Annotated in this window: 1 protein-coding gene and 1 pseudogene; both read left to right on the top strand. The window is 46.4% G+C overall.

The window, feature by feature from the left end; all coding sequences use genetic code 11:
- A pseudogene (locus EJE49_RS14115) lies at positions 1–272 on the top strand (hypothetical protein); the annotation flags it as partial.
- Between the two features lie 83 nt (positions 273–355).
- Positions 356–1,014 (top strand): methyl-accepting chemotaxis protein (locus EJE49_RS11330; protein WP_124950909.1); only part of this gene is annotated, 659 nt, incomplete at its 3' end.

Below are 1,014 nucleotides of genomic sequence, written 5' to 3'. Positions count from 1 at the left end.
CGACCCAGCAAAATGCGGCGTTAGTTGAGCAAGCGGCGGCGGCAGCGAAATCAATGCAGGATCAGGCTGGGCATTTGGAAGATCTGGTGAATAAATTCCAGATTGATAACCAGCAGCGGAATAATACAGGGCGCAATAAACTCAAAACGTTGCAAGCGCACCCATCCAAACCTGCTCAGCAGACGAAACGCGTTGTTAGCAAGCCAGTAGCTAATGCCAATAAGAAACTGACTTCGTCTACAACGAATGATGAGGAATGGGAAGAGTTCTAAGTTCAAATAGTATGTAAAAGGAATTTCTTTACTTTTGCGCCATGCGAATATGAACAATTTCCTGATTATAGGGTTATGAGTAAATGAATAACATTAATATTAGTACGCGTTTGACTCTGGCATTTGGCTTGTCTTATTTGTTCATGATAGTCATTGCATTAATCGCATTTTCGGGTTGGGAAAGTGCGAAGATTATTGTCATGACATTATTGGTTGTTGGCGCCTTAATGGGTTCGGTCATTGGGGTGTTATTTGTACGCAGTATTACTGGCCCGTTGCGTCAGGCGATACAGGTTACACAGCAAATTTCGCAAGGCGATCTTACCGCAAATATAGATTTTCAGTCGAAGGATGGTTTGGGTCGATTATTTGATGCATTGCGTGAGATGAATGCCAGCCTGGTAAAAATTGTTAGCGAGGTTCGTGTCGGCACAGAGACGATAGCCTCGGCATCCAGTGAGATTGCTGCGGGCAATCTGGATCTGTCCAACCGTACTGAAGCACAGGCAGGTTCGCTGGAAGAAACGGCGTCAGCAATGGAGGAGCTTACCTCCACTGTCAAGCAGAATGCGGATAATGCGCGTCAGGCAAATCAACTGGCAGTTACTGCTTCCGAGGTAGCGGTTAAAGGCGGCACGGTCGTATCAGAAGTGGTGGCGACGATGGGTGCCATTAACGAATCGGCACGCAAGATCGCTGATATTATCGGAGTGATTGACGGTATCGCATTCCAGACCAACAT

Origin of the sequence: Sulfuriferula thiophila, assembly GCF_003864975.1 — a bacterium.
Lineage (GTDB): Bacteria > Pseudomonadota > Gammaproteobacteria > Burkholderiales > Sulfuriferulaceae > Sulfuriferula > Sulfuriferula thiophila.
The sequence above is the reverse complement of the archived record's forward strand: the minus strand, read 5'-3'. Positions and strand labels throughout refer to the sequence as shown.